Source organism: Bradyrhizobium sp. AUGA SZCCT0283, assembly GCF_018130385.1.
In the GTDB taxonomy this organism is placed as follows: Bacteria; Pseudomonadota; Alphaproteobacteria; order Rhizobiales; family Xanthobacteraceae; genus Bradyrhizobium.
This window is the reverse complement of the sequence record NZ_JAFCLU010000082.1, coordinates 1-5,362: the sequence shown is the minus strand read 5'-3', so window position 1 is coordinate 5,362 and position 5,362 is coordinate 1. Positions and strand designations below refer to the sequence as shown.

Here is a 5,362-nt window from a genome sequence, read left to right as displayed (position 1 = left end):
ACGTCAAAGATCTCCGAGGACGTGCTGTTCTATTGCATCCAGCGCGGCCTCAGCCAGGAAGAAGCGGTCGGCCTCGTCGTCAACGGCTTCGTGAAGGACGTGCTGCAGCAACTGCCGATGGAATTCGCGGTTGAGGCGCAGAAGCTGATCTCGATCTCGCTGGAAGGCAGCGTCGGCTGACGGTGCCGGCTCAAACAGGTAACGGAGGCAATTTGCAATGACGCCACTGCTCGAAATCCGCAACCTGCAGGCCGAAATCGGCGGACGGAAGATTCTCAACGGCCTCGACCTCACGGTGAATGCCGGCGAGATCCACGCCATCATGGGCCCGAACGGCGCAGGCAAATCGACGCTGTCTTATGTGCTGGCTGGAAAGCCCGGCTACGAGATCATCGGTGGCGAAGTTCTGTTCAGAGGCGAGGACCTGCTCGCGATGAGCCCGGACGAACGTGCCGCCAAGGGTGTATTCCTGGCGTTCCAGTACCCATTGGAAATCCCGGGCGTTGCCACCGTCACGTTTCTGCGCACCGCGTTCAACGCGCAGCGCCGCAAGCGTGGTCAAGAGGAGTTGACATCGCCGGACCTGCTCAAGCGCGTCCGCGAGATTGCCCGGAAGCTCGGCATCGACGCCGAGATGCTGCGCCGGCCTCTCAACGTCGGATTCTCCGGCGGCGAGAAGAAGCGAAACGAGACGCTGCAGATGGCGCTCCTGGAGCCGCTGTTGTGCGTGCTCGACGAAACCGATTCTGGTCTTGACATCGACGCGTTGAAGATCGTTGCCAATGGCGTCAATCAGCTGCGATCGAGCGAACGTGGGATGATCGTGATCACGCATTACCAGCGGCTGCTGGATTACATCGTGCCGGATGTCGTTCACGTGCTATCGGCCGGCCGCATTGTAAGGACCGGCGGCAAGGAGCTCGCGCTGGAGCTCGAGGCGACCGGATATGCGCAATATCAGAACGAGGCGGCTTGACGGTCATGAACGCTGGAATCCGCCCCATCAGGACTCAAGCCGAGCTTGGTCTGGTCGATGTTTACACCACCTCCCGACAGGGTTTGCCGGGCGGCAGCGATGTCGCAGCGGTGCGCGCCGCGGCATTCAATCATTTTGCGCTCGCCGGCCTGCCGCACCCGCGCATTGAGGCCTGGCGCTACACTGACCTGCGGCGGTTGATGCGGGATGCCAAGCCGCTTGCGGCTCCGCCCGACGCCGAGGCAAGGGCGATGGCGCATGATGCGGGCGGAGTGTTCGCTGCACTTGGTTTCAGGCGGCTGGTCATTCTGAACGGCTCGTTTGCGACGGATATTTCCGACCTCGCCGATCTCGAAGCCGGCCTCACCATTCGCTCCATGGCAGAAGCGTTGGCCCTGGACGAGCCCTTGCTGTCGCAAGGCCTTGGCACAACGGTCCCTGCCGACGACCCGGCACTGGCGCTCAACACAGCGCTGGCCGGTGATGGCGTCGTGATTACGGTTTCGCCTGGTGCCACCATCGAGCGGCCAGTCCACCTCGTTTTCGTCAATACAGGCCCAACGCCGGCGGCCATGGTCACGCGGTCGCTGGTCGTGGTCGGCGGCGGCGCCCGCGCGACCTTCGTCGAGACCCATGAGGGACGCGATCAGCTGGATTATCAGATCAACACGGTGCTCCAACTGGTGGTCGGCGATGAAGCTCAGGTCGATCACGTGAAATTTACGCGCGAGGGGAGCGTCGCCATTCATGTCGGAACGCTCTTGGCCAACATTGGCGCCCGCGCCAAATTCAATGAACTGGGGTTCATCGCCGGCGGTGCCGTCGTCCGCAATCAACTATTTGTGCTGCTCGCAGGGGAAGGCACGGAGGCAAATCTGCGGGGTCTGAGCCTGTTGGCTGACCGGCAGCATGCCGATAGCACGCTCGCTGTTGACCACGCGGTTGCCGGCAGCCAGAGCCGGGAAATCTTCAAGGCTGTGGTCGACGATGAGGCCCGCGCCGTGTTTCAGGGCAAAATCACCGTTCGGCCGCAGGCGCAGAAGACCGACGCGAAGATGATGTCTCGCGCGTTGCTGCTGTCGGATCGTGCGGAGGCCGATTGCAAACCCGAGCTGGAGATATTTGCCGACGATGTCCAGTGCGGCCACGGCGCCACGACGGGTACGCTCGACGACCAGCTCAAATTTTACCTCATGGCGCGCGGTATTCCCGACAAGGAGGCGGAGGCGCTGCTGATTCAGGCTTTCGCCGCCGAAGTGGTCGGGGCGATCGAGCATGAGGGTGTCCGCGATGCGCTGATGGACGCCACAGTGGCCTGGCTTGGGCAACGGGGATGATGCGATGCATCCGGCGGTAAGCAACGGCAGCTATGACGTCGGTCGGGTCCGCGAGGATTTCCCGATCCTCGGAATGCAGGTCCACGGCAAGCCGCTGGTCTATTTCGACAATGCCGCTTCGGCCCAGAAGCCGAGGGCGGTCCTGGACCGCCTGACACAGGCCTACACATCCGAATACTCAAACGTCCACCGCGGGCTGCATTATCTCGCCAACGCCGCCACCGAAGGTTATGAAGGCGCCCGGGAAAAGGTTGCTGGCTTCCTGAATGCCGGGCGGAGCGACGAAATCGTCTTTACCCGTGGCGCGACCGAGGCGATCAACCTCGTCGCCCAGACATTTGGGCGCGAGCGGATCGGGCCCGGCGACGAAATCATACTCTCCATCATGGAGCACCATGCCAACATCGTTCCCTGGCATTTTTTGCGCGAACGACAAGGCGCGGTGATCAAATGGGCGCCGGTTGACGACGACGGCAATTTCCTGACCGACGAATTCGAGAAGCTGTTGACCGACCGTACCAAAATGGTCGCCATCACGCAGATGTCGAACGTACTGGGTACGGTGGTGCCAATCAAGGAAGTGGTCCGGATCGCGCACGCACGGGGAATTCCGGTGCTTGTCGACGGCGCGCAGTCCTCCGTCCACATGGATGTCGACGTCCGCGATATCGATTGCGACTTCTACGTGATCACCGGCCACAAATTGTACGGACCGACCGGAATCGGCGCGCTTTATGGCAAATACGAGCACCTGGCGACCATGCCACCATTCAACGGCGGCGGCGAAATGATTCGCGAGGTGCGCCGGGATGGCGTCACCTACGGTGTGCCGCCGCACCGGTTTGAGGCCGGAACGCCGCCGATCGTGCAGGCGATCGGGCTCGGCGCCGCGATTGACTACATCAATTCGATCGGCAAGAGCCGGATCAGGGCGCATGAAGCGTCGCTGCTGGCCTATGCGCAGGAAAAATTGCGTGAGATCAATTCATTGCGCATCATCGGGACGGCGGCCGAGAAGGGGGCCATCGTATCGTTTGAAATGAAGAGCGCTCACGCGCATGATTTCGCGACCGTCATCGATCGTGCCGGCGTTGCAGTGCGAGCCGGGACGCATTGTGCCATGCCGCTGCTGGAACGCTTCGGTGTCACGGCCACCTGCCGGGCGTCGTTCGCTCTCTATAATACCCACGACGAGGTCGATGTTCTGGCGCGTGCTCTCGCCAAAGCGCAGGAGTTCTTCGCATGAGCCACCCAACCCCCAATCCAAAACCTGCAACAATCGGCCGTGTCGTCCATGACGCCCGCCGGCGACAGGTCGGCCGAGGTCCGGGCGTTGTAGGCAAGCACGAGTTCAAGCGGGGCGACGCGGTGCGTTCGCTGACGCAGATCATCAATGACGGGATCTACCCTCACCGGGACATCGGCGAGACGTTGGTCCATCAAGGCGATGCCGGCATCGTTCGCGAAAGCTGGGGCTTTTTGGGTGAGATCTACTACACCGTCGAGTTTTTCACCCGCGCTGCCGTCGTCATCATGCGGGGCCGGGAAATGGCCAGGGCCGTGCGGTGAGGGGGCAATTGGCCGCCTGAAGCCGGACGGCTGGCGGGGCACTCGACAGTGCCTGCCGTGCGTCGGCGCGGATGCGTTCGACCATGGAACGAAACCCGTTCGAACGCTGCGGCGTGAGGTGTTCACGCAAGCCCAGGCGATCAAACAGGGCGATCGGGTCAGCCGCCAGGATCTCGTTGGCATGCTTGCCGGAGACGGTCGCGAGTAGGATGGCAACGAGCCCACGGACGATGTGAGCATCGCTTTCGCCACGGAAGGTGAGCACGGGCTGGTCGTTATCGAAACACACGGTCGTTGCCAACCATACCTGACTTGCGCAGCCCTGAACTTTATTCGCCTCGGTGCGGTCAAGCTCGGGCAGCGGGTCCATGCCGCGGCCGAGCTCGATGACGTAGCGATATCGGTCGTCCCATTCGTCCAGCAAAGTGAAGTTGTCGATGATGTCATCGATCGGCGGAATATCAGCAGATGAGTGGTCCATTGGGGTCGCAACCTATGTTCGTTGTCGTCCTGCGGAATTGCTCTGCGCCTGCCTTTGTTCACCATGCAGCCGAAAACGGCAGCAGTCCCAGCAAGCCCGGTGAAAGCTCATGAGGTCGAAGCAGGGCATCGACCTTGCGACGAACGGAATCGAAGCTGATGGGTTTGCCGAGTACGTCGTGAGCCCCCCATTTCAGGCTCGCGACCGCGATGGGGTCATTGACGGAATCAGCCACGATCAGGATCCTGGCGCCGGGCATCCGCATTACGATCTCGTCCAAAATCCGTCCTCCGTTGTTTTGCAGCATGCCGATCCCGAGCAGAATGGCATTCGGCTTCCTGCTCGCGGACTTGGTAAATGCTTGATCAAGGCTCGCAAATGAGTGGGTCTCGTTCTGGTCGTCGAGAATGAAGTGCAGCGCCGATCGAACGACCTCGTCGCCCTCAACCACGAAAATGATGCTGTCGTCCGCAAAGCGGAGCGGCTTTGGATTGATCGGCATATCTTGTCCTCGTTGACCGCCGGGGTTTGATCTACCCAAGCAAACACCATACCGCGACTGGGGAGTGCAATCCTGGCTGATTCCTCCTGGCCGCTTCGATCCGCTCGTCCGCGGGTCACCCGGTTGTTTTGTTTGAGACAGCTATATCCCCTGACGTCGGGTGACGTGCAGCGATGTCGGGTTTGCAACAAGCGCCTCGGGCTCGGCACGACTCCGGTATGTATTTAGAATCAATGAAAATTTCGCCGACGACCGACGCTGGCACAGTCGTTGCAAACCACGTTTGCACAAGGCGATGGTTGCTGGCTGCAAGCCCTCGAAACGGAAGAGCGAAGTCCGTAACCACGCCGCGCAACAAGGATCCATCGAGATCGAGCTGCGCGGCTTGTGTGTATCGGTGAAACGGCAATCAGGTTCCGAGGAGAACAAAATGGCTGCACTACGACAAATCGCGTTTTACGGCAAAGGCGGCATCGGCAAGTCGACGACCTCGCAGA

General features: G+C 61.1%; 7 protein-coding genes and 1 pseudogene. 6 read left to right on the top strand and 2 right to left on the bottom strand.

The genetic code is table 11. From position 1 onward, the window contains the following. From JQ624_RS37980 to JQ624_RS37960, 5 genes are all read left to right on the top strand, one after another. A partial coding sequence (locus JQ624_RS37980; RefSeq protein WP_212423888.1) for a SufD family Fe-S cluster assembly protein occupies positions 1–180 on the top strand: 180 nt, incomplete at its 5' end. A 37-nt stretch (positions 181–217) separates the two neighbouring features. Next, positions 218–976 carry a Fe-S cluster assembly ATPase SufC gene (sufC, locus tag JQ624_RS37975; RefSeq protein WP_212423974.1) on the top strand — a complete coding sequence of 253 codons (759 nt, stop codon included), beginning with the start codon at positions 218–220 and terminating at the stop codon, positions 974–976. 5 nt (positions 977–981) lie between these two features. Beyond that, positions 982–2,313, top strand: coding sequence for a Fe-S cluster assembly protein SufD (sufD, locus tag JQ624_RS37970; protein WP_212423973.1), 1,332 nt, complete (start codon positions 982–984; stop codon positions 2,311–2,313). Between the two features lie 4 nt (positions 2,314–2,317). Beyond that, entirely contained in the window at positions 2,318–3,559 is a 1,242-nt protein-coding gene (locus JQ624_RS37965; protein ID WP_212423972.1) for a cysteine desulfurase, read from the top strand. Further along, a complete protein-coding gene (locus JQ624_RS37960; protein WP_212423971.1) occupies positions 3,556–3,882 on the top strand; it encodes a nitrogen fixation protein NifZ in 327 nt (108 codons plus the stop codon). Before JQ624_RS37965 ends, JQ624_RS37960 begins: the two co-directional genes overlap by 4 nt. On the opposite strand, the gene JQ624_RS37955 is transcribed toward JQ624_RS37960, so the two are convergent. Beyond that, complete coding sequence (locus JQ624_RS37955) at positions 3,845–4,363, bottom strand: SufE family protein (RefSeq protein WP_212423970.1); 519 nt, start codon at positions 4,361–4,363, stop codon at positions 3,845–3,847. The genes JQ624_RS37960 and JQ624_RS37955 overlap by 38 nt on opposite strands. Before the next feature lie 58 nt (positions 4,364–4,421). Next, a complete protein-coding gene (locus tag JQ624_RS37950; RefSeq protein ID WP_212423969.1) occupies positions 4,422–4,814 on the bottom strand; it encodes a response regulator in 393 nt (130 codons plus the stop codon). A gap of 334 nt (positions 4,815–5,148) precedes the next feature. Here JQ624_RS37950 and JQ624_RS39190 point away from each other — a divergent pair. Continuing rightward, a pseudogene (locus JQ624_RS39190) lies at positions 5,149–5,362 on the top strand (hypothetical protein); the annotation flags it as partial.

Coding starts and splice junctions, on each gene's coding strand:
- sufC (WP_212423974.1), top strand. CDS start 218: ATGACGCCACTGCTCGAAATCCGCAACCTGCAGGCCGAAATCGGCGGA.
- sufD (WP_212423973.1), top strand. CDS start 982: ATGAACGCTGGAATCCGCCCCATCAGGACTCAAGCCGAGCTTGGTCTG.
- JQ624_RS37965 (WP_212423972.1), top strand. CDS start 2,318: ATGCATCCGGCGGTAAGCAACGGCAGCTATGACGTCGGTCGGGTCCGC.
- JQ624_RS37960 (WP_212423971.1), top strand. CDS start 3,556: ATGAGCCACCCAACCCCCAATCCAAAACCTGCAACAATCGGCCGTGTC.
- JQ624_RS37955 (WP_212423970.1), bottom strand. CDS start 4,363: ATGGACCACTCATCTGCTGATATTCCGCCGATCGATGACATCATCGAC.